The sequence below is a fragment of the Sphingomonas lycopersici genome, assembly GCF_026130605.1.
Classification (GTDB): Bacteria; Pseudomonadota; Alphaproteobacteria; order Sphingomonadales; family Sphingomonadaceae; genus Sphingomonas; species Sphingomonas lycopersici.
Window position 1 is genome coordinate 128,584 of record NZ_JANFAU010000007.1, and the last position, 21,550, is coordinate 150,133.

The 21,550-nt window shown below is 67.7% G+C and carries 24 protein-coding genes and 1 tRNA gene; 8 read left to right on the forward strand and 17 right to left on the reverse strand.

Annotated features, from left to right (window positions below; translation table 11 throughout):
* Positions 1-28: 28 nt before the first annotated feature.
* Positions 29-1,306 (reverse strand): spinster family MFS transporter, encoded by a 1,278-nt coding sequence (locus NED98_RS15030; protein ID WP_179513029.1) that lies wholly within the window; start codon positions 1,304-1,306, stop codon positions 29-31.
* 71 nt (positions 1,307-1,377) lie between these two features.
* A complete protein-coding gene (locus NED98_RS15035; protein ID WP_265313543.1) occupies positions 1,378-3,720 on the reverse strand; it encodes a TonB-dependent receptor in 2,343 nt (780 codons plus the stop codon).
* Between the two features lie 108 nt (positions 3,721-3,828).
* Between NED98_RS15035 and NED98_RS15040 the strand changes: the two genes are divergently transcribed.
* On the forward strand, positions 3,829-4,473 hold the full coding sequence (locus NED98_RS15040; RefSeq protein WP_265313544.1) for a TetR/AcrR family transcriptional regulator: 645 nt from the start codon (positions 3,829-3,831) through the stop codon (positions 4,471-4,473).
* Between the two features lie 118 nt (positions 4,474-4,591).
* Here the strand turns inward: NED98_RS15040 and NED98_RS15045 are convergent, their stop codons facing one another.
* The 6 genes from NED98_RS15045 to rpmF form a co-directional block, all read right to left on the reverse strand.
* The gene (locus NED98_RS15045) at positions 4,592-4,876 is read right to left on the reverse strand and encodes a GIY-YIG nuclease family protein (RefSeq protein ID WP_265313545.1); all 285 of its coding nucleotides are present in this window, start codon (positions 4,874-4,876) and stop codon (positions 4,592-4,594) included.
* Between the two features lie 165 nt (positions 4,877-5,041).
* Positions 5,042-5,380 carry a MerR family transcriptional regulator gene (locus tag NED98_RS15050; RefSeq protein ID WP_179513033.1) on the reverse strand — a complete coding sequence of 113 codons (339 nt, stop codon included), beginning with the start codon at positions 5,378-5,380 and terminating at the stop codon, positions 5,042-5,044.
* Between the two features lies 1 nt (position 5,381).
* Complete coding sequence (locus NED98_RS15055; protein ID WP_179513034.1) at positions 5,382-5,681, reverse strand: integration host factor subunit alpha; 300 nt, start codon at positions 5,679-5,681, stop codon at positions 5,382-5,384.
* Positions 5,682-5,782: 101 nt separating this feature from the next.
* Entirely contained in the window at positions 5,783-6,751 is a 969-nt protein-coding gene (locus tag NED98_RS15060; protein WP_265313546.1) for a beta-ketoacyl-ACP synthase III, read from the reverse strand.
* Positions 6,748-7,779 (reverse strand): phosphate acyltransferase PlsX, encoded by a 1,032-nt coding sequence (gene plsX, locus NED98_RS15065; protein ID WP_179513036.1) that lies wholly within the window; start codon positions 7,777-7,779, stop codon positions 6,748-6,750. The genes NED98_RS15060 and plsX overlap by 4 nt, the downstream gene beginning before the upstream one ends.
* Positions 7,780-7,809: 30 nt before the next feature.
* Positions 7,810-7,989 (reverse strand): 50S ribosomal protein L32, encoded by a 180-nt coding sequence (gene rpmF / locus NED98_RS15070; RefSeq protein WP_179513037.1) that lies wholly within the window; start codon positions 7,987-7,989, stop codon positions 7,810-7,812.
* 368 nt (positions 7,990-8,357) lie between these two features.
* Between rpmF and NED98_RS15075 the strand changes: the two genes are divergently transcribed.
* Positions 8,358-8,801, forward strand: a complete 444-nt coding sequence (locus tag NED98_RS15075; protein WP_349293267.1) for an MAPEG family protein — start codon at positions 8,358-8,360, stop codon at positions 8,799-8,801.
* A 22-nt stretch (positions 8,802-8,823) separates the two neighbouring features.
* On the opposite strand, the gene NED98_RS15080 is transcribed toward NED98_RS15075, so the two are convergent.
* The 5 genes from NED98_RS15080 to NED98_RS15100 form a co-directional block, all read right to left on the reverse strand.
* Entirely contained in the window at positions 8,824-9,099 is a 276-nt protein-coding gene (locus NED98_RS15080; RefSeq protein ID WP_265268770.1) for an acylphosphatase, read from the reverse strand.
* Entirely contained in the window at positions 9,099-9,743 is a 645-nt protein-coding gene (locus NED98_RS15085; protein WP_265313547.1) for a peptidylprolyl isomerase, read from the reverse strand. The genes NED98_RS15080 and NED98_RS15085 overlap by 1 nt, the downstream gene beginning before the upstream one ends.
* A gap of 39 nt (positions 9,744-9,782) precedes the next feature.
* Positions 9,783-10,868, reverse strand: a complete 1,086-nt coding sequence (locus NED98_RS15090) for an alpha/beta fold hydrolase (protein WP_179513040.1) — start codon at positions 10,866-10,868, stop codon at positions 9,783-9,785.
* 336 nt (positions 10,869-11,204) lie between these two features.
* Positions 11,205-12,134, reverse strand: coding sequence for an electron transfer flavoprotein subunit alpha/FixB family protein (locus NED98_RS15095; RefSeq protein ID WP_179513041.1), 930 nt, complete (start codon positions 12,132-12,134; stop codon positions 11,205-11,207).
* Positions 12,131-12,880: an electron transfer flavoprotein subunit beta/FixA family protein gene (locus NED98_RS15100; protein ID WP_265313548.1), complete on the reverse strand. Its 750-nt coding sequence runs from the start codon at positions 12,878-12,880 to the stop codon at positions 12,131-12,133. Before NED98_RS15100 ends, NED98_RS15095 begins: the two co-directional genes overlap by 4 nt.
* Here NED98_RS15100 and NED98_RS15105 point away from each other — a divergent pair.
* The gene (locus NED98_RS15105; protein ID WP_179513043.1) at positions 12,858-13,121 is read left to right on the forward strand and encodes a hypothetical protein; all 264 of its coding nucleotides are present in this window, start codon (positions 12,858-12,860) and stop codon (positions 13,119-13,121) included. The two genes, NED98_RS15100 and NED98_RS15105, sit on opposite strands and share 23 nt — an antisense overlap.
* 275 nt (positions 13,122-13,396) lie before the next feature.
* On the opposite strand, the gene sucC is transcribed toward NED98_RS15105, so the two are convergent.
* Positions 13,397-14,596, reverse strand: a complete 1,200-nt coding sequence (gene sucC / locus NED98_RS15110) for an ADP-forming succinate--CoA ligase subunit beta (protein WP_179513044.1) — start codon at positions 14,594-14,596, stop codon at positions 13,397-13,399.
* A gap of 241 nt (positions 14,597-14,837) precedes the next feature.
* On the opposite strand from sucC, the gene NED98_RS15115 reads away from it, so the two are divergent.
* The gene (locus tag NED98_RS15115) at positions 14,838-17,543 is read left to right on the forward strand and encodes an ATP-dependent DNA helicase (protein WP_265313549.1); all 2,706 of its coding nucleotides are present in this window, start codon (positions 14,838-14,840) and stop codon (positions 17,541-17,543) included.
* Between the two features lie 22 nt (positions 17,544-17,565).
* A complete protein-coding gene (locus NED98_RS15120) occupies positions 17,566-18,102 on the forward strand; it encodes a histidine phosphatase family protein (protein ID WP_179513046.1) in 537 nt (178 codons plus the stop codon).
* A 51-nt stretch (positions 18,103-18,153) separates the two neighbouring features.
* Here NED98_RS15120 and NED98_RS15125 read toward each other — a convergent pair whose 3' ends face one another.
* Together NED98_RS15125 and NED98_RS15130 are read right to left on the reverse strand one after the other, a co-directional pair.
* Complete coding sequence (locus NED98_RS15125; RefSeq protein WP_265313550.1) at positions 18,154-18,675, reverse strand: YceD family protein; 522 nt, start codon at positions 18,673-18,675, stop codon at positions 18,154-18,156.
* Positions 18,672-19,184 (reverse strand): ubiquinol-cytochrome C chaperone family protein, encoded by a 513-nt coding sequence (locus NED98_RS15130; RefSeq protein ID WP_265268765.1) that lies wholly within the window; start codon positions 19,182-19,184, stop codon positions 18,672-18,674. Before NED98_RS15130 ends, NED98_RS15125 begins: the two co-directional genes overlap by 4 nt.
* A 103-nt stretch (positions 19,185-19,287) precedes the next feature.
* Between NED98_RS15130 and NED98_RS15135 the strand changes: the two genes are divergently transcribed.
* The gene (locus NED98_RS15135; RefSeq protein ID WP_179513049.1) at positions 19,288-19,755 is read left to right on the forward strand and encodes an outer membrane protein assembly factor BamE; all 468 of its coding nucleotides are present in this window, start codon (positions 19,288-19,290) and stop codon (positions 19,753-19,755) included.
* 221 nt (positions 19,756-19,976) lie between these two features.
* Positions 19,977-20,474, forward strand: a complete 498-nt coding sequence (locus NED98_RS15140; RefSeq protein ID WP_265313551.1) for an RcnB family protein — start codon at positions 19,977-19,979, stop codon at positions 20,472-20,474.
* Between the two features lie 119 nt (positions 20,475-20,593).
* Here NED98_RS15140 and NED98_RS15145 read toward each other — a convergent pair.
* A tRNA-Gly gene (locus NED98_RS15145) sits at positions 20,594-20,668 on the reverse strand.
* A 135-nt stretch (positions 20,669-20,803) separates the two neighbouring features.
* Between NED98_RS15145 and NED98_RS15150 the strand changes: the two genes are divergently transcribed.
* Positions 20,804-21,514, forward strand: a complete 711-nt coding sequence (locus NED98_RS15150) for a response regulator (protein WP_179513051.1) — start codon at positions 20,804-20,806, stop codon at positions 21,512-21,514.
* Positions 21,515-21,550 lie beyond the last annotated feature (36 nt).

A 21,550-nucleotide genomic window follows, 5' to 3' on the forward strand; every position in this document is an offset into this window, starting at 1 on the left:
GCTTCGACAGGCTCAGCCCGAACGGGGATTAGACCGCTTCCTCGATCCAGCCGCGCCGTACTGCCCTGACCGCCAACACCCCCAGCACCGCCGCGACGAGATAGAAGCCCGCGCCGATGATCGCGGCATAGCGCAGCGAATCCGCGCCATATTGCGCCTTGAGCGCGACCGACATCGTCCCCAGCAGCCACGGGCCGACCCCGAGCCCGACGAGGTTGTTGATCAACAGGAAGGTCGCCGAGGCGCTGGCGCGCATCTGCGGCGGGGCGAGGTGCTGGACCGCGGTGTTGAGCGGGCCGAGCCACAAGATGTTGAGCGCATTGGGGATCAGCAGGCAGAACCAGGCGAGCACCGGCGACGGGGTGATGAGCCCGAGCATGAAGGTCGGCGCGGTGATCAGCCAGGCGATCGCCGGGAGCCGCGGATACCAGCCGCGATCGGCGCGCCCGAGCCGGTCGGCGAGCACCCCGCCGAGGAACACGCCCCCCGCGCCGCCGGTCAGCAGCAGCGACCCCATGAACTGCCCCGCGGTGATCAGGCTCCAGTCGAACCGCGTCATCAGGATCTTGGGCACCCACAAAGCAAGGCCGTAGCCGGCGAGCGAGCTGCACCCGGCGGCGAAGGCCATCAGCCAGAAGGCGGGCTTGGCGGCGAGGATCGAGAAGACCGTCCAGAGCGTGACGCGCGGCGCGGCGGAGGCCGCGACCGGGGCGACGGGGACCGGGGGCTTGGCGCGATCGTGGACGATCCACAGGAAGAAAGGCGCGATCACGATCCCGGCGATACCGACGGTGAAGAACGCCACCCGCCAGTTGACCAATGTGGCGATATAGGCGCCGGCGAGCACCCCGACAGCGAGCCCGATCGGGATGCCCATCGAATAAATGCCGAGCGCGCGCGCGCGGCGCTCGATCGGGTAATAATCGGCGATCAGCGCATAGGAAGGCGCGACCCCGCCCGCCTCGCCGACGCCGACCCCCATGCGATAGGCGAACAGGCTCCAGAACCCGCCCGCCAAGCCGCACAGGGCGGTGAACCCGCTCCACACGATCAGCGCGGCGGCGATCACCCGCGCCTTGCCGACGCGATCGGCGAGCAAGGCGAAGGGCACCCCGAGCACCGAATAGAGGATCGCGAAGGGCGGACCGCCGATCAGCCCGAATTGCGCGTCGTTGAGGTTCAGCTCGGCCTGGATCGGTTTCGCCAGGATGCCGAGGATCTGTCGATCGAGGAAGTTGAAGGCATAGACCAGCAACAGCATCGCCAGCACCAGCCGCGGATAGCCCGGCCGTTCGCGATCGATCATCGCCTCTCCTCTCCCGACGCAAAAAGGGGCCGGACGTTGCCGGCCCCTTCCCCCTTTATCCGTGGCTTCACTTAGAAACGGAAGCCCAAAGTGCCGCTCCACGTGCGCGGATCGCCGTAATAAGCGGTCTGGATGTTGCCGACGCTGGAGAATTCCTGCGCATCGGTGAGATAGACCGCCTTGGTGAGGTTCTTCACCCCGCCGCGCAGATACCATTTGTTGCCCGGCGCATCGTACTGGACGAACGCGTTGACCAGCCAATAGCCCTTTTCCGTCAGCCCCGGGCGGTTGTCGACCGACAGCCATTGCTTGTCGACGAAGCGCGCGTCGCCGCCGAAGGTCAGCGTGCCCGCGCTGCCGAGCGGCACCGCATAATCGGTCGCCACCGAGAAGTTGATCGGTGGGGCGAATGCCGGCTTGCAGGTGATCTGCTTGCCGGTCGGGTTGCACGAGAAGGCGTCCTTGCCGGTCGGCGCGGTGCGACGGCCGTCGTTGAACTCGAGATATTTGGCGTTGAGATAGCCGAAGCTGGTGCGGATCGACCATTCGCGCGTCGGGTGCACCGCGATCTCGGATTCGACGCCCCAGATGCGCAATTTGCCCGCGTTGAGCACCGGGAAGGAGCCGTTGGCGGTCGCGCCGATCGCGCCGCCGCCGACCCGCGCCTGGAAATCGCGATAGTCGGAATAGAAGACGTCGCTCGAAATCGTCACCGCGCCGCCCAGGAACTCGCCTTTGGCGCCGGCTTCATAGGTCCACACCGTCTCGGGCTTGAAATAGGGCACGATCACCGGCTTGCCGTCGACGATCTGGGTCACGTCGGCGGCCGAATTGACGCGGCCGTTGAACCCGCCCGATTTGAACCCGCGCGAGGCCGAGACATACAGGGTCGCGTTGCGCGCCGGCTTGTACGACAGCGTCGCCGACGGCGTCCAGGCATCGAAGCTGACCGAATTGCCGCCGTTATAGGGCGCGGGCAGATTGCCGGGGAAAGCGAACGAAATGCCGTTCAGCGCGGCGAGGCTGGAGACGGTGGTGGTGAAGCGCGAATAGGTCTTGTCCTCGCGCGTGTAGCGCAACCCGCCGGTCAGCGAGAGCTGATCGGTGAAATTATAGGTCAGCTGGCCGAACGCGGCATAGCTTTTGGTGTTCTGATTGTCGTCGATCAGCCGGGTGAAGGTGATCGGCGCCTTCAGCACGGTGAACAGCGCATCGTCATAGGATTCCTGATGCGAGCGCACGCGTTCGTTGAGATAATAGAGGCCGAACACGCCCTTGAGCTTCTCGGTATCGAGCTTGAGCTGGAGCTCCTGGCTGAACTGATGCTGGCGGAAGCCGACGAAGGCATCGGCGACCTGATATTGGGTCGCGTCGAAATCGAGGTAATAATCCGGGCGCAGATCGCGATAGGCGGTGATCGAAGTCAGCGACAGGATGTCGTTGAGGCGGATATTGCCGGTCAGCGAGACGCCCCAATGGTCGAGCCGCTGGCCCTGATCCGGCCCCAGCCCGGTCGATGCCTTGTAATTGTAGGGCCCATAGGGATAGGCCGGCGACAGCACGCGCGCGCCGGTGACGAAATCGGTCTGGATCAGCGGCGCGGTGGCATAGCCGAGCGTCGCGGCGGTGCGCTGGCGGGTATAATCGCCTTCGAGCAGGAACTCGACGTCGCTCGACGGCGTCCAGCGCAGGATCGCGCGCCCGGCGAGCGTGTCGCGATCGTTATATTTGCGGTTGGTCAGCGGATCGGTGACGGTGCCGTCGCGCTTGTCATAGACCCCGGCGACGCTGAGCGCGAGCTTGCCCTCGACCAGCGGGGCCGAGACATAGCCGTTCGCCAGCACCTGATTGTAACTGCCATAGGTGAACGACCCCATGGCGTGGATCTCGTTGGTGCTCGGCTTGCGGCTGATCACGTTGACCGCGCCGCCGATCGTGTTCTTGCCGTAAAGCGTTCCCTGCGGCCCGCGCAGCACCTCGATATGATCGATGTCGTAGAGGTTGAACAACGCGCCCTGGATGCGGCTCATATAGACGCCGTCGACATAGACGCCGACCGCCGGGTCGAAAGTCTGCAGCGCGTCGGGCTGGCCGACGCCGCGGATGAAGATATTGGCGTTGGAGCTCGAGCCGCGGCCCTGCACCAGATTGACGTTGGGGATCGTCCCCTGGACCCCTGACAGGTCGATCGTCTGCTGCTTGGCGAGCTGATCCGACGTCAGCGCGCTGACCGCGATCGGCACGTCGAGCAGCCGCTCGGCGCGCTTGCGGGCGACGACGACGACATCATTGCCGGTGGCGACGCCCGGTTCGGCCGCAGGCGCCTCCTGCGCCAGCGCGGGCGCGGCGGCGGTCAGCGCGAGGATGGCGGCGCTGCCACGGAGCAGCGAACGGGACGGGAAAAAGCTCGACACGGGTATAATCCTCCCCTTTGCGGCACGTCGCTGGCTCGCGACTTGTGCGCCGGACGAAAGCGCAATACTGAAACTTGAACCAGGTTTCAACTTGGATGTGAGGCGGGGATGAGTGAGACCGGGGATGGCGCGGATTCAGCGAAGGGCGCGACAGGCGAAGGGGCGGCGAAGCGCCCGCGCACCGCGCGCGGGCAGCGCACCCAGCGCGCGATTCTGGACGCCGCGGCGGCGGAGTTCAGCGAGCACGGCTTCTATGCGGCGTCGATTAGCGGGATCACGCGGCGTGCCGGGGTGGCGCTGGGCAGCTTCTACACCTGGTTCGATTCGAAGGATGCGGTGTTCCGCGCGTTGGTCCGCGACATGTCCGATCAGGTGCGCGATCATGTCGCCCCCGCGATCCGCGCCGCGCCCGACCAGATCGCCGCCGAGCGCGCCGGGCTGGAGCAGTTCCTGCAATTCGTCCGCGGGCACAAGGAGATCTACCGCATCATCGACGAGGCCGAATTCGTCGACCCGGAAAGCTTTCGCCTGCATTATTCCACCACCGCCGACCGCATCCGCGAGCGGCTGCAGGCGGCGGCGGCGCGGGGTGAGTTGATCGAGGACGCGGGCGAGGTCCACGCCTGGGCGATCATGGGGATGAACGTGTTCCTCGGGCTGCGCTTCGGTGTCTGGGCGGAGGACCGGCCGACCGAGGCGATCGCCGATCAGGTCGCGGCGATGCTCGCGCGCGGGCTGGCGCGGTGGGGATAGCGAGAAGTCGTCATGCCAGCGAACGCTGGCATCTCGGGCGGCGAGCGCTCGCTGGACAGGTTCTGATCGCATCGCTTGCGGCACGCGGCCCCAGCTTGCGCTGGGGCGACGGGTTCTCTCAAGCGATCAGGTCGAACAGGTCGTCCCACCGCGGCTTCGTCGCCTCGATCAGCGTGATCTTCCCGTCGCGCTTCCACGCTTTGAGCGCCTTCTTGCGCACGATCGCGTCGAGGATCGTGTCATGGGGTTCGGCGAGCACCAGCCGCGTCAGCCCATAGCGCCGGCAGAATGACGACCCGGCCCCGCGCCGGTGCTGATCGACCCGCGCTGCGCGATGCGCCGTCACCCCGATGTAGAGCACGCCGCGCGGCTTGTTGGTCATGAAATAGGTCCAGCCGCCCATGTTGCACCGTCGCGTGTGCCGAGGGAGATGCCAGCTTTCGCTGGCATGACGGGGGGTAAAATAGACCGTCACCCCAGCGCAAGCTGGGGTCTCGTGCCTCAGGCGTCGCGCCAACGGCCCGCGATCCCAGCCTCCGCTGGGATGACGCACGACACACCACGCCCCTCAGACGGCGGCGTCGTAATCCAGCGCTTGCTGCAGCATCGTGCGCACCGCACGCAGCGACGGGACGGACGGCGTGGCCGCTCGTTTGCCTTCGCTCGCGAGCAATTTCTGCACGCCCTTCACGGTATAGCCGTCGTGATTGAGCAGCCGGTCGATCCGCTCGACCAGTGCGACATCGTCGGGCCGGTAATAGCGGCGGTTGCCGGCGCGGGTCAGCGGGCGCAATTGGGGAAAGCGCGTTTCCCAATATCGGAGGACGTGTTGCGGCAAGCCGGTGGCCGCCGCGACTTCACCAATCGTCCGAAATGCACCCGCTGCCTTGGCGTCCGGTCCCGTCACTCTACCCCGCTGCGACGATGCGATCGCGCATCATCTGGCTGGCGCGAAAGGTGAGCACGCGGCGTGGTGCGATCGGCACCTCGACGCCGGTTTTGGGATTTCGCCCGATCCGCTCGCCTTTATCGCGCAAGACAAAAGTGCCGAAGCCCGATATCTTGACATTTTCCCCCGCCGCCAGCGCATCGCACAAAAGATCGAGCACCTGCTCTACCATTCGTGCTGAATCGGCTCGCGACAATCCCACCTGTCGGTGCAGTGCCTCGGACAGGTCCGCACGCGTCAAGGTTCCCGCATCACTCATTCCAGCCTCACTCCCCCCCAGGAATAGATGACCAATATTGTAAGTTTATCACCCTGGTTCGTCGCCAGAAAGTAATTTGTTTTTATGGGAGTCGTCCCGTTTCAGAAACGGACGACCGAGGCGCCCCAGGTGAAACCGCCGCCCATCGCCTCGAGGACGACGATCTGTCCCGGAACGATACGCCCGTCGCGCACGGCGGTATCGAGCGCGAGCGGGACCGACGCGGCGGAGGTATTGGCGTGGCGATCGACCGTCATCACCACCTTTTCGGCGGGCAGGCCGAGCTTGCGCGCGGTCGCGTCGAGGATGCGGGCATTGGCCTGGTGCGGCACGACCCAGTCGACATCGTCGGCGGAGAGGCCGGCGGCGACGAGCGATTCCCCCATCACCGTGGCGAGATTGACCACCGCGTGGCGGAACACCTCGCGCCCCTTCATCCGCACCTTGCCGACCGTGCCGGTGGTGGAGGGGCCGCCGTCGACATAGAGCAATTCGTTATGCCGCCCGTCGGCGTGGAGCCGGGTGGCGAGGATGCCGCGCCCGCCCTCGTCGGCGCTGTCCTGCGCCTCGAGCACGATCGCCCCGGCGCCGTCGCCGAACAGGACGCAGGTCGCGCGATCCTCCCAGTCGAGGATGCGGCTGAACGTCTCGGCGCCGATCACCAGCGCCTTGGCGTGGCCGCCGGCGCGGATCATGCTGTCCGCCACCTGCACCGCATAGAGAAAGCCCGAGCACACCGCGGCGACGTCGAACGCGGTGCAATCGTCGATCGCCAGCGCCGCCTGCACCTTGGTCGCGGTGGCGGGGAAGGTCTGATCGGGGGTCGCGGTGGCGAGGACGATCAGGTCGATCTCCTGCGCATGCACCCCGGCGGCGGCGAGCGCCGCCTTGGCCGCGTCGGTCGCCAGCGTCGCGGTGGTCTCGTCGGGCGAGGCGATGTGGCGGAAGCGGATCCCGGTGCGCTCGACGATCCACTCGTCGGAAGTATCGACCATCTCCGCCATTTCGGCGTTCGACACGCGCCGCGCGGGAAGCGCCGATCCGGTTCCGGTGATGACGCTTCTGATCATGAAGTCTGCTTTTCGAAATTGCCGAGGTCTGTCGCGATGCGCCGCGCGAGATCGGCCTGCACCATCTTGGCCGCGGCGCCGATCGCGGTCGCCACGCCGAGCTCGTTGGCGCCGCCGTGGCTCTTCACCACCAGCCCGTTGAGCCCGAGGAACACCGCGCCATTGTGATTGTTGGGATCGAGATGATCGCGCAGCAGCTCGGTCGCCGGGCGCGAGATCAGGAAGCCGATCTTCGAGCGTACCGATGAGGTGAAGGCGCGCTTCAGCAGGTCCGCGACGAAGCGCGCGGTGCCCTCGGCGGTCTTGAGCGCGATATTGCCCGAGAAGCCGTCGCAGACGATCACGTCGACATCGCCGCGCGACAGCTGATTGCCCTCGATGAACCCGGTGAAGCGCAGCGGCAGATGCGTCGCGGCGCGCAGGCCCTGCGCGGCGTCGCGAATCTCCTCGGTGCCCTTCTGATCCTCGCTGCCGATGTTGAGCAGCGCGACGCGCGGGCTTTCGAGATCGAGCATCGTGCGCGCATAGGCCGCGCCCATCACCGCGAATTGCATCAGGTTGCGCGCATCGCACTCTGTATTGGCGCCGAGATCGAGCATCACCGCGTCGTTCGCGCCGAGCGAGGGCAGCAGCGCGGCGAGCGCGGGGCGATCGATCCCCGGCATCGTGCGCAGCGCGAGCTTGGCCATCGCCATCAGCGCGCCGGTGTTGCCCGACGACACGGCGGCGCCCGCGCGACCCTGCTTCACGCAGTCGATCGCGATGCCCATCGAGGTGGTCTTGGCGCGGCGCAGCGCACGGCCGGCCGTCTCGCTCGACCCGACGATGTCGGGCGCGTGGACGATCTCCGCATTGCTGCTCAGATTGGGGTGGTTTTTCAGCCCGTCGCGAATCGCCGCCTCGTCGCCGACGAGAAGGAATTTCATCCCCTCGAAGCGACGGCGCGCGCGCGCGACGCCGGCGAGCATGACCGACAATCCCTCGTCACCGCCCATCGCATCGACGGCGATCCACGAGCTGTCGGACATCAACCGGCGACCCCCCTGTTGGCCGGGCTATCAGCCCTCGACGGAAACGACTTCGCGTCCGTTATAATGGCCGCATGCCGGGCACAGATTGTGCGGACGCTTCAGTTCGCCACAGTTCGGGCATTCCTGAAACGCCTCGACCGAGAGCGCATCGTGCGCGCGACGCATGCCGCGGCGGGAAGGAGAAGTTTTTCGCTTGGGGACGGCCATCGCGGCACCTTGATCCGTATTCAGTTCAAAAGGAGGCGATTCGCCCAGAACGACTGAGACGCAACCGACGTATATACATACGCCGGCCGCGCCGGGCGGCCGGGCGCATCGCGAAGCCCCGCGCCTATAGCGGATTATCCTCGCGTTGCAAGCCGCGCGCGCGAATGGCGAAATTCCCGCGGCGGAATCCGGCGTCGCCGCATCCGGTCGCCTTGTCCGCGCCGGGGCCGGGGGTTCATGTCGGCCGCGCCGCGCGAATCGCGCCGCACCCCCGGCGCGAATGGATTTCCGCCTTCGCGCGAATGACGTAAGGATGGAATATGCCCCCGTGGATCGGGCTAACAGACGGGGAATAAAGGGAGGGGCGAATGATGATGCTTCCGGTGACCTTGGTGCTGGCGGCGGCCGCCGGGCTGATCAATCTGTGGCTCGGGCTGCGGCTGGTGCGCGGGCGGATGGGGGGCGTGTCGATCGGCGACGGCGGCAAGCCCGAAATGCTCGCCGGGATGCGCGCGCACGCCAATTTCGCCGAATATGCGCCGCTGGTGGTGATTCTCACCGCGCTGATCGAGCTGGCGCGCGGCCCGTCGCTGCTATTGTGGACGCTCACCGCGATATTCGTCGTCGCGCGGCTGCTCCATCCGCTCGGCATGGCGCGCCCCGCGCCCAACCCGCTGCGCGCCGCCGGGGCGCTCGGGACGTGGATCGTCACCGCGGTGCTCGCGATATGGGGGCTGACGATCGCCTATCAGGCCAATGCCGCGCCGCCGTCGCACGGCCCCGCGATCGAGACGGTCGCGCCGCGCGGGTGATTCTTCATCGGGGGGGAGGGGTTTACGCGGTCGAGCGGCGGTGGAAACCCTCCAGCGGCTCGTCGGAGGCGTCGACGCTGACCGCGACCTCATCGACGCGCGACGGCGGCGAGCCCTGTCGCGCGGTGGCGATGACCGCCTCGATCAGGTGTTCGGGGCATTCCACCAATGCCTCGACCGAACCGTCCGCCCGGTTGCGCACCCAGCCGCTCACCCCGAGCGCACGCATCCGCGCGACGAACCAGTCGCGATAATAGACGCCCTGCACCCGCCCGGTGACGATCAGGCGGCGGCGCATCATCCGTCCTTGCGCCCCTCGATCAGCCACGGGCGCGGGCGCCCGGTCGGCCTGGGCGTCCCGTCGAGTCGCACTGCGCGTCGGACGTAGACCGGCTTCATCAGCATCGTGCCCCCCATCCCGCCGCCGGTCGGCTGGGCGAGGATGCGGCGCACCACGTCCTGCCCGCCGACCACTCGCCCGAAGGCGGCATAGCCGGGGTGGCCGGGGGAGGCGTCCATCGACGGCATCGCGCCGACGGTGATGAACCAATTGCCGTTGGCCGATCCCGGCTCGCCGCGCCGCGCCATCGAGATCGTCATGTCGAGGTGGCGGATCCCGGTCTTGTTGGTCGGCTCGTGCGCGATCGTATCGAGGAAGCGCCGCGCGTCGGTGCGGATCCCCGACTGGACGAAGCCGAATTGCGGCGCCTGCTTGCTCCGCGCGACACGATAGAAGCTGATCCCGTCGAACCGCCCGTCGTCGACATAGCGCATGAAATTGGCGGTCGAGACCGGCGCATGCTTCGCATCGAGCGCGAGGACGACATTGCCGAGCGCGGTCTCCAGCCGCACCCGGACGAACCCCGGGCTCGCCCGGTCGGCGCGCTGCGCGGCAGCCGGGGCGACGAGGAGAAGGGCGGCGAGCAGGGCGAGAACGCGCATGACCGCGCGGTTAGAAAACCCGGTGCGGCGCGGCAAGCGTCATGGCGCGGTGCGTGCCAGAAGCCCGGCGAGATCGTTCTTCCAGAATTTCGCCCAGGTATGCGTGCCGTGTCCGCGGGTGTCGGCGGTCTCGGCGATCAGCCGGAAGCGGGTGTCGGGCATCCGCTTCACCGCTTCCTCGGGGAAGGGGAGGTTGCGCGGGTTGATGAAATCGTCGGCCGAATTGATCCACAGCATTGGCGCCCGGATCGCCTCCAGCCTGGGCCAGGGATCGTAGTTTCGCGACGAATCGAGCTGATAGATCAGATCGTTGGCATCGATCCCCTTGATCGACGCGGCGACCTTCTCGCGCGCATAGGCGACCGCCGCGTCGCGTGTCGGATAGGTCGATTGGAGATAGAGCGGCGCCCCACCGGCGATGAACAGCAGCGAGGCAGCGCCCCGCACGCCCTGCGCCGGCTGGGCGGTATAATTGCCGCGGTTCCACGCCGGATCGTTCTCGATCGAATCGATCGCGAGCTGGCGCCACATCCGGTTGAGCCCGGCGATCTGCACCGGCTCGCACGCCATCGGCATCAGCGCGCGGGAGAAATCGGGGAAGGTCTCGCCCCATACGAAGGCGTGCATGCACCCCATCGAGGTGCCCATGATCAGCCGCATCTGGCGGATCCCGAAATGCTCGGCGAGCAGCCGGTGCTGCGCGGCGACCATGTCGTCATAATCGTAGCGCGGGAAGGCCATCCGCTGCCCGTCCGACGGCTTGGACGACCCGCCATGCCCGATATTGTCGGGAAGGATGATGAAATAGCGGGTGATGTCGAGCGGCTGGCCGGGGCCGTAGAGCTCGTCGGCGAATTGCGGCTGGAGGAATTGCTTCCCCGTGCCGCCGGTGCCGTGGAGCACCATCACCGCATTGTCGATCTCCCCCGCCGCGTTGCGATGCGGGGTGCCGAGCGTGGTGTAGTGAAGCCTGAGGCTCGGGAGCGTCTCGCCCGAGCGGAAGGCGAAATCGCGGATGACGAAATCGCCTTCCTTGATCGGCCATTGCTTGGCGGCGGGCGCAGGCGGCGGCGGTGCGGGCTGCGCGGCGGGGGCAGCGGCGGCGAGGAGCAGGGCGAGAAGCATGAGCGCAAGGTTAGCGCGGAATGCGGCGCGTGCCAGTGGTCAGGTGCTGGCCTCCCCCCCTCCCGTCATTCCCGCGAAGGCGGGAATCCATTCACTCAGACCTCAGCGATAGAATCGCGCCGCCAGCGTTGATGGATTCCCGCCTTCGCGGGAATGACGAGGAGGAAACGGGAATCGAAAAAGGGCGGCGCCTCGGGTGAGGCGTCGCCCTTTCGATCCGGGGCCGACGCGGGAGCAAGTCCCGCGTCGTCGGACGCCGCTGTGGCGGCGCCGGCCGGCCGTGGCTCTATGCCCTCGCTCCGCTTGGGCACCCCCGTGGAGCTTCGCTCCACGAGCTTAGAGCTTTTGCGTCAACTCGGGCACCACCTTGAACAGATCGCCGACCAGCCCGATGTCCGCGACCTGGAAGATCGGCGCGTCCTCGTCCTTGTTGATCGCGATGATCGTCTTGGAATCCTTCATCCCGGCGAGGTGCTGGATCGCGCCCGAGATGCCGACCGCGATATAGACTTCCGGCGCGACGATCTTGCCGGTCTGGCCGACCTGATAGTCGTTGGGCACATAGCCCGCGTCGACCGCCGCGCGGCTTGCGCCGACGCCCGCGCCGAGCTTGTCGGCGAGCGGCTCGATGATCGCGTGGAAATTCTCGCTGTTCTGCAGCGCGCGACCACCCGAGACGATGATCTTGGCCGAGGTCAGCTCCGGCCGCTCGGACTTGGCGATTTCCTGGCCCTCGAAGGTCGAAAGCCCCTTGTCCCCCGTCGAGGCGACCGCCTCGATCGCGCCCGAACCGCCCTCGGGCGCCGCCTTTTCGAAGGCGGTGCCGCGCACGGTGATCACCTTCTTGGCGTCCTTGGTCTGCACCGTCGCGATCGCATTGCCGGCGTAGATCGGGCGGGTGAAGGTGTCCGGCCCTTCGACCGACAGGATGTCGCTGATCTGCATCACGTCGAGCAACGCGGCGACGCGCGGCGCGACATTCTTGCCGTTGCTGGTCGCGGGCACGACGAAGGCGTCGTGGCTTGCCATCAGCTCGGCGACGAGCGGCGCGACATTCTCGGCCAGCGCATGCGCGAAGGCGGCGTCGTCGGCGACATGGACCTTGCCCACGCCGGCGATCTTGGCGGCCTGCTCGGCCACCGCGCCGACGCCCTGGCCGGCGACGAGCAGATGAACCTCGCCCAGCTTCGACGCGGCGGTCACCGCGGAAAGCGTGGCATCCTTGACGGTGGCGCCGTCATGTTCGACCCAAACGAGCGTCTTCACTTGGCAACTCCCATCGCCTTGAGTTTCGCGACCAGTTCGTCGACGTCGGCAACCTTGACCCCCGCGGTGCGCTTCGGCGGCTCGACCACCTTGAGCGTGGTGAGGCGCGGGGTCACGTCGACGCCGTAATCGCCCGGCGACTTGACGCCAAGCGGCTTCGACTTCGCCTTCATGATGTTGGGCAGCGAGGCATAGCGCGGCTCGTTGAGGCGGAGATCGGTGGTGACGATCGCCGGCAGCTTGAACGAATCGGTCTCGAGCCCGCCGTCGACCTCGCGGGTGACCTTGACCGTCTCGCCCGACACCTCGACCTTGGAGGCGAAGGTGCCCTGGCCCCAGCCGAGCAGCCCGGCGAGCATCTGGCCGGTCTGGTTGTTGTCGTCGTCGATCGCCTGCTTGCCGAGGATGATCAGCCCCGGCTGCTCTTCACCGGCGATCTTGGCGAGGATCTTGGCGATCGCCAGCGGCTCGGCCTTCTCGTCGGTCTGGACGAGGATCGCGCGATCGGCGCCCATCGCCAGCGCGGTGCGCAGCGTTTCCTGCGCCTTGGCTTCGCCGATCGAGACCGCGACGATCTCGGTCGCGACGCCCTTTTCCTTGAGGCGAATCGCTTCCTCGACCGCGATTTCGTCGAACGGGTTCATCGACATCTTCACATTGGCGAGGTCGACGCCCGAGCCGTCCGCCTTCACGCGGGGCTTCACGTTATAGTCAAGCACGCGCTTGACCGGCACCAGCACCTTCATCGGCAGCATCTCCATTGGCGCGATTTTCGAACAGTGGTTCGCTAATGCAGCAGAATCGACGCAAGTCCAGCCCAAACGTCCGTTGCGGGAGATGGGGCGGGGCGCTGGCGCGGTTCAGTCGCGTAATATCATGCTGCGGCAAACGGCGTGCATGCGAAATTCGTTGCGCTGGCGTAACCGTACCGAGATCGAAAAATGCGGCGTTGCCGTAAGGAAGGCCGTGCCGCAGCACGGCAGATAGGACGCACCCCCTTCGCCCGAAAAGGGCAGGATAAGAGATTCTAAAGCTAGTGTGAAAAATGTGATCCGCCCCGGCGAAGGCCGGGGCCCAGTTACGATCGGCGCACGGCTGGACCCCGGCCTTCGCCGGGGTGGAAAGTGGGAAAGCACGACGCTCCAACAACTTTGTGCTCCCGCGAAGGCGGGGACACAAAAAAGGCCGCCGCACTTGCGACGACCTTTTGCCGGCATTGTATCCGCCGCGTCGCCCCGAGAGGAACGACGCGGCGGAACGGATCACGCGGCCTTCTTGACCTCGGCGACGATCTTCTTCGCCGCATCGCCCAGATCGTTGGCGGGAACGATCGCGAGCCCCGAGTTGGCGAGGATTTCCTTGCCCTGCTGGACGTTGGTGCCCTCGAGGCGGACGACCAGCGGCACCGAGAGGTTCACTTCCTTCGCCGCGGCGACGATGCCTTCGGCGATGATGTCGCAGCGCATGATCCCGCCGAAGATGTTGACGAGAATGCCCTTCACCGCGGGATCGCTGAGGATGATCTTGAACGCCGCGGTCACCTTCTCCTTGGTCGCGCCGCCGCCGACGTCGAGGAAGTTGGCCGGGAACATCCCGTTCAATTTGATGATGTCCATCGTCGCCATCGCGAGCCCGGCGCCGTTGACCATGCAGCCGATGTCGCCATCGAGCTTGATGTACGCGAGGTCGTACTTGGAGGCTTCCAGCTCGGCCGGATCTTCCTCGGTCTCGTCGCGCAGCTCGGCGAGATCCTTGTGGCGGAACATCGCATTGCCGTCGAAGCCGACCTTGGCGTCGAGCACCATCAGCTTGCCGTCGTCGGTCACCGCGAGCGGGTTGATCTCGATCTGCGAGGCATCGGTGCCGAGGAAGGCGTCATAGACCTTGCCGGCGAGGCTCTGCGCCTGCTTGGCGAGATCGCCGGTCAGCCCCAGCGCGGTCGCCACGGCGCGGCCGTGGTGCGGCATGAAGCCGGTCGCGGGGTCGACGTCGAAGGTGTGGATCTTCTCCGGCGTGTCGTGCGCGACGGTCTCGATATCCATCCCGCCCTCGGTCGACACGACGAAGGCGACTCGGCCGGTGGCGCGATCGACCAGCACCGCGAGGTAGAATTCCTTGGCGATGTCGACGCCGTCGGTGATGTACAGGCGGTTGACCTGCTTGCCGTGCTCGCCGGTCTGGATCGTCACCAGCGTGTTGCCGAGCATGTCGGTCGCGTGCGCGCGGACTTCCTCGGCGGTCTTGGCGAGGCGGACGCCGCCCTTGGCGTCGGCCGGCAATTCCTTGAACTTGCCCTTGCCGCGGCCGCCGGCGTGGATCTGCGCCTTGACGACGTAGAGCGGCCCGGGGAGCTTCTTCGACGCTTCGACCGCTTCGTCGACCGTCATTGCGGCATAGCCCGCCGGAACGGGGACGCCGAACTTGGCGAGCAGTTCCTTCGCCTGATATTCATGGATGTTCATGGGATGCGTGGCCTCACCATATAGGAAACGGGCGGCCTAAAGCACACAGGGGGTCGGGAATCCACCCCAAGGTGCATGATCGGTGCAGCGAGACTATCGCCTGCCGGGAATTCTCCACCCCGGCGAAGGCCGGGGTCCAGCAACGAGCCGTTCGCGACTGGGCCCCGGCCTTCGCCAGGGCGGGCGCATGCCGGGGTGGTGCGGGTTGCCGCTATGTTCTAATCGCACACGTGTGAACTTCGTGAACTTTGCCCCTTACCCCGCGCTTCACGCCAGCCATTCGGGCGTGTGGATCGCGCATGAGGGGGAGGTGCGCGCGATCGGCCGCGGCGAGGCGATCCGCATCGCCGCCGATACCCCGGTGATCCTGCTCAACGCGCCGCTGATCGGGCAGCGACTCGGCTATGCCGAGCTGTCGGGGCTCGATCTGCTCGAATTGTTCGCCTTCCTCCGCCCGGCGCGCTTCATGGTGCCGACGCCCAAGGGGCTCGCCGCCGCGACCGGGCTCGACGTGCCCGCCGACGACGCCGCGGTCGCGCCGTTCCTGCGCGATGCCGCCGCGCGGCTGCTGGCGATTCCCGACGGCGACTGGCCCGAGCGCGAGGGGGCGTGGACCGGGGTGCAGGCGCTGTTCCGGCTGCGCTGGCCGTGGGCGCCTTTGCTCGCCGATCGCATCGCGCGCCCGCGCGGCGCGGAGCGCTGGCTGTTCACCCGCCTCCCCGAATGGGACGAAGCCGCGCCGCGCCCGATGCCGCGCGTCGTGACGCTCGACCGCGAGGAGGTGGACGAGCGGCTCGCCCGGCTGACCGGCGCGACGCGGGAACCGCGCCCCGGGCAGCGCGCCTATGCCGAGGCGGCGGCGGGCGCCTTCGCCCCGCGCGTCACCCGCGACTCGCCCAATCTCGTGCTCGCCGAGGCGGGGACCGGGATCGGCAAGACCCTGGGCTATCTCGCCCCCGCGTCGCTATGGGCCGAGCAGGCGCAGGGCGCGGTATGGATCAGCACCTATACCAAGGCGCTGCAACGCCAGCTCGCGCACGAGACCGCGCGGCTCCACCCCGATCCGGCGGTGCGCAGGGCGCGCGTCGTCACCCGCAAGGGGCGCGAGAATTACCTCTGCCTGCTCAATCTGGAGGATGCGCTACAGGGCGGCTTTACAGGGCGCGCGGCGATCCTGGCGCAGCTCGTCGCGCGCTGGGCGGCGTATAGCGCCGACGGCGATATGGTCGGGGGCGATCTCCCCGGCTGGCTCGTCACCTTGTTCCGCCGCAACGGCACCGCGGCGCTGACCGACCGGCGCGGCGAATGTATCTACGCCGGCTGCCCGCATTACCGGAAATGCTTCATCGAACATGCGTCGCGCGCCTCGGTCGAGGCGGATATCGTCATCGCCAATCACGCGCTGGTGATGGTCAACGCCGCACGCGGCCGCGAGGCGGCGACTCGCCCGACACGCTATGTGTTCGACGAGGGGCATCATCTGTTCGACGCCGCCGACGCGATGTTCGCCACCGCGCTGACCGGACAGGAGACGATCGAGCTGCGCCGCTGGCTGCTCGGCCCCGAAGGCGGCAGCCGCGGGCGGCGGCGCGGGCTAGCGGCGCGATTGTCGGATGTCGCGAGCTATGACGAAGCGGGCGGCCGCGCGATCGGCGACGCGGTCAATGCGGCGCAGGCGCTGGCGAGCGACGGCTGGATCGGGCGCGTCGCCGAAGGCGCGCCGTTCGGCCCGATCGAGGCGTTGCTCGCGGCGGTGCGCGGGCTGGTCTATGCCCGCGCCGAACAGCCGGGCGACGCGGGCTACGGGCTGGAGACCGAGATCGCCGCGCCGACCCCGGCGCTGATCGACGCCGCCGCGCCCGCCGCGCAGGCGCTCGACGCGTTGCTCCGCCCGCTCGTCACGCTCGGCAAGCGGCTCGAGGCGGTGCTCGACGAGGCGCCCGACTGGATGGACGGCCCGGCGCGCGCACGAGTCGAGGGCGCGATCGCCTCGCTCGGCTGGCGCGCCGAGACGGTGGCGGCATGGCTCTCGCTGCTCGCGCGGGTCGGCGGGCCGGCGGATGCCGATTTCGTCGACTGGCTCGCGGTCGATCGCATCGAGGGGCGCGAATTCGATATCGGGCTCCACCGCCGCTGGCTCGATCCGACCCGGCCGTTCGCCGCAACGGTGCTGCGTCCGGCGCATGGCGCGCTGGTCACCTCGGCGACGCTGACCGCGGGGGGCGACTGGGCGACCGCCGAGGCGCGGGTCGGGGCGCCGCATCTCGCGCTCGCCGCGACCCGCTTCGAGGCGGCGAGCCCGTTCGACTATGCCGACGCCGCCGAGGTGCTGATCGTCACCGATGTGAAGCGCGGCGACCAGGCCGCGCTGGCCAATGCCTATGCGCGGCTGATCGAGGCGGCGGGGGGCGGCACCCTGGGGTTGTTCACCGCGATCCGCCGGTTGCGCGGGGTGCATGCCGCGATCGCCGACCGGCTGGCGCGCGCCGGGCTGCCGCTCCACGCGCAACATGTCGATCCGATCGATACCGGCACCCTGGTCGATATCTTCCGCGACGATCCGCATGCCTCGTTGCTCGGCACCGATGCGTTGCGCGACGGGGTCGACGTGCCCGGCCATTCGCTGCGGCTGGTGGTGATGGAGGGCGTGCCGTGGCCCAAGCCGAGCGTGCTCCACGCCGCGCGGCGGCTGGCGGGCGGGGGGAGCGCTTATGATGACCGCATCGTCCGCGCGCGGCTGGCGCAGGCGTTCGGGCGGCTGATCCGTTCGGCGCAGGATCGCGGCGCCTTCGTCCTGTTGTCGGCGGCGATGCCCTCGCGGCTGCTCACCGCCTTCCCGCCGGGGGTGGCGATCGCGCGCGTTCCGCTCGACGAGGCGATCGCGCGGGTGCGGGAGCGTCTTTCCTCCGGCGCGCGTCTGGGGCATGACGCGGCTCCCGAGATTTGAGAAGACCGGAGTTTGCCCGCCCGTGAAGACGCTGACGCTGCTGCGCCACGCCAAGTCCGGGTGGGACGATCCGGTCGCGCGCGATTTCGATCGCCCGCTCAACGCCAAGGGGCGCCGCGCCGCGCAGACGATGGGGCGGCATTTGAAATCGCTCGGGCTGCGGTTCGATCACGTCGTCGCCTCGCCCGCGGTGCGGGTGGTGGAGACGATCGAGGCGGTGGCGGCCGGCTATGGCGCGCCGCTTTATCCGGCGTGGGATCGGCGGATGTATCTCGCATCCTCGGCGACATTGCTCGATGTGGTGCGCGAAACCCCGGCCGACGCCGATCGGCTGATGCTGATCGGGCATAACCCGGGGCTCGAGGATCTCGTGCTGCTGCTCGTGCCCGAAGGCGGCGGGTTGCGCGAGGAGGTGGAGGAGAAATACCCCACCGCGACGCTCGCCGAACTCAGCTTCGATATCGATCATTGGGCAGATGCCGCGCCGGGCCGCGCGCAGCTCACGCGCTTCGTCCGCCCGCGCGACGTCGATGCGTCGCTCGGGCCGGATCGGGATTAGCTCCAGATCGTCACGCCGGGTCGAGCCCGGCATGACGGTGAGAGGAGGCTGTTATTGCTTCCCCAATTTGTCCTTAAGCGCGGCGAGTGCGCCGAACGGGCCGCTCTGCCCCTCGTCGACCACCCCCGCCTCGCGCAGCGCCTCGGCGGCGCGGGGCCCACGCGGATAGGAATCGAGCGACAGCGCCATCGTCTCCGCCGCGGCCTCGCCCAGATCGATCGCGCCGCCGTCGATCTCGATCGTGTCGAGCGATTCCTCGCCCAGCTCGACCTCTTCCTCGGATGTGCCGGCGGAAACGAAGCGCAGCGTCACTTTCTCGTCGATCGTCGCCGGCAGCGGATCGCCGGTCACCGTGCAGGCCTGCGTCACCGCCGCGGTCACCCGTCCGTCGGCTATCACCCCGGCGGTGTCGCGGCGGATCGCAAAGGTCGCCGCGAGCCGCTCGACTGCGATCAGCCCGAAGCGGCCGGCGACGCGGCGGCGCTCGTCGATATCCGCCTCGATCGTCACGGTACGCGGCGCCTCGCCGATCGTGTCGAGTCGTTCGGGGCGCGAGAATTCGGGGGCGCTCACGGCAATTCCCCGCGCTCGATCGCGTCGAGCGGCACCGCCTTCAGCGCGGCGTGGAAATCGAGCAGGCGATCGCGGACATACGCGACCGCCGCCGGCGCCGGATCGACGCCGCGATAGAGGTTGCGCCGCAGCGGCGTAGCGAGATCGCCGTCGCTGACTCCCGTGCGATAGGCGCCGAGCCGTCCGCCGAGCATCCCCATCATCCGCCCGACCTGCTTGCCGACGACCATGTCGCCGAAGCCGATCTGGCGAATCTGCGCATCCATATCGTCGATGAACCGCTCGGTGAGATCGGCGACGAGCTGCGCCGCGGCGGGCTCGTCCTCGATCCGCATCAGCACGAAGGCGGTGACCGCCGCGACCATGTCGAACCGGCCGTCGAGCGTATCGGGCACCGCGCCGTCGAGATACCAATGCGGCTGGCGCGCGCGCGCCACCACCGCCTGATAGAGCGGCACCGCCGCCACGTCCTGCCGCGATGTCCTGCGGAACCTGTCGAGGAATCCCACGCCTGCTTTTGTCCTTGCCTTGTATCGATGTTCGCCCCGGCATATTGAGGCGTTCGCCCGCGGACGCAATGTGCCGGTTGGGTTCACTGTTCGCGGAGTATCCATGCGCCAACCCTTTCTGATCGTCGCGCTTGCTGCCGGGATCGCGCTTTCCGGCTGCACCTCGCTCCGGTCGCATCAGGGCTATATCGTCGACGCCGACCTGGTGAATGCGATCCAGCCCGGGGTCGACAATCGCGAATCGGTGCTCGCCACGCTGGGGCATCCCACCTTCGCTGCGCAGTTCAACCAGGGCGACTGGTATTATATTTCGCGCGACAGCCGCAATTATGCGTACAACAAGCCCAAGGCGCACGATCAGCTGACGATGCAGATCAGCTTCGATCGCAACGGCAATGTCAGCGCGGTGCGCCGTTCGGGGATGGACCAGATCGCCGATATCACCCCGATGAAGAAGACCACCCCGACGCTCGGCCGGCGCCGTGGCTTCTTCCAGGATCTGTTCGGCAATATCGGCACGGTCGGCGCGATGGGGCCGGGTGGCGGCGGCGGCGGTCGCGACACGCCGTAACGACGGGATTTCGTAATAGCCGGCCAATGTGCCGCCGATGCCGTTCGCGCGGCATCGGCGCGCGTCGCCGTGCGCTCGGCCGACGCAATATTATACAGCGATTTCGTTACCTTGCTCGTTGCTGACCGCGCCGTTCCTGGCCGGTTCAGCGCCACCCGCCGATAAACCGGATGTGGCGACGCGGCTTTGTGCCGTGCGCCAGCGAGTAAAAGGAGAAAGAGATGCGCAAGTTGATCATCGGCGTGCTGATGGCGGCGACGGCGTTCCCGGCGGTTGCCTCGGCCCAGACCAACGACGATCTGCGCCGCGATCGGCGCGATGTCCGCCAGCAGCAATATGAGCTGGATCAGGCGCGGCGCTATGGCGACCGGCACGATGTCCGCCGCGAAGAGCGCGACCTGCGCGATGCGCGACGCGATCTGCGCGAGGACCGCAACCGCGTCTGGGCGCGCGACGACTGGCGCCGCTGGCGCGACCAGAATCGCTCGCTCTATGCCCGTGGCAATTGGAATGCGCCGTTCCGCTATCAATCGTTCCGCGCGGGTGTCCGCATCGCGCCGAATTATTATGGTCAGCGTTACTGGATCGCCGATCCGTGGCGCTATCGCCTGCCGCCGGCGCGGCCCTACACCCGCTGGGTGCGGCATTATAACGACGTGCTGCTGATCGATTATCGCCGCGGCATCGTCGTCGACGTGATCCGCAACTTCTTCTGGTAAGCCGGATCTCACGGCCGCCGGCGCCCATGCGTCGGCGGCCGACTCATGTCCGGCGATCGCGGCATTCGCGCTGATCGTTGATTTTACGCTGAAATTTCGATCGGCCGTCGCATCGCGACTGGAGCGGGCGAAGGGATTCGAACCCTCGACCCCAACCTTGGCAAGGTTGTGCTCTACCCCTGAGCTACGCCCGCTCTGGCGCCTGGCCCGGAAGCTTCCGGGCGGGTGAGGCGCGGCCACTAGCAGCGGATTTCGGGCTTGCCAACCCCCCCCTGTTCGATTGTCGTCACGTTGACCGCGCGGCCCGTTCGCGATTAGGCCCACGCACGATGACCGCCCCTGTTATCCTGCTCGTCGAGGACGATCCGGCATTGCGCATGCTCACCGCGCGCGCATTGCAGGAAAACGGCTTTGTCGTCCGCCCCGCCTCCGCCGCGCCGGAAATGTGGCTGGCGCTCGATTCGGGGCCGGTCGATCTCGTCCTGCTCGATATCATGCTGCCCGGCACCAGCGGGATCGATCTGTGCCGCGCGCTGCGCCAGAAAAGCGACGTGCCGATCATCTTCATGTCGGCGCGCTCCAGCGAAATGGATCGCGTCGTCGGGCTGGAGCTGGGCGCGGACGATTATATCGCCAAGCCGTTCGGGGTGCGCGAGCTGGTCGCGCGGGTGCGCGCGGTGCTGCGCCGCCCGGCGCTCGATCGCGGCACCGGCGCGCGCGAAGCGGGGGTGATGACCTTCGAGGGGTGGACGGTCAATCTGCCGCGCCGCGAGCTGATCTCGCCGACGGGGGCGGTGGTCGATCTCACCGGCGCCGAATTCGATCTGCTGGTGGTGCTGGCGGATCATGCGCAAAGAGTGATCGCGCGCGAGCGATTGATCGAGCTGTCGCGCACACGGCTGGGGGACAGCTCGGATCGCTCGATCGACGTGCTGGTCAGCCGGCTGCGCCGCAAGCTTTCGGGCGAAGGCCATGCCGCGCCGATCGTCACGGTGCGCGGGGTGGGCTATATGCTCAACGTGCCGGTGGAGCGCCGTTGAGGAAATTGATCCCCTCGACCGGCCTGCTCGGGCAGG